Here is a 282-nt window from a genome sequence, read left to right as displayed (position 1 = left end):
CGGTCGAGGCGATGAGCGGTTCCCGCGAGGAGTGGTCGGGCACGCTGATCGCCCTGTTCCAGCCCGCCGAGGAGCACGGCGGCGGAGCCCAGGTGATGGTCGACGACGGCCTGTACGAGAAGATCCCGGTGCCGGATGTGGTGCTCGGCCAGCACGTGCTGCCCTCCCCGGCCGGCATGGTCGGTGCGCACCCCGGCGCAGCGATGGCCGCCGTCGACACCATGGAGGTGACCCTCCACGGGCGCGGTGGTCACGGCTCCCGTCCTGAGACCACGGTCGATC

General features: G+C 72.0%; 1 protein-coding gene. It reads left to right on the top strand.

The genetic code is table 11. The annotated features are described in order from the left end of the window. The coding region (locus SB775_RS28870) for a M20/M25/M40 family metallo-hydrolase (protein WP_410864630.1) at positions 1–282 on the top strand (282 nt) is incomplete at both ends.

It is taken from the genome of Peribacillus sp. SIMBA_075 (genome assembly GCF_046534585.1).
This window is presented reverse-complemented; position numbering and strand designations above follow the sequence as displayed.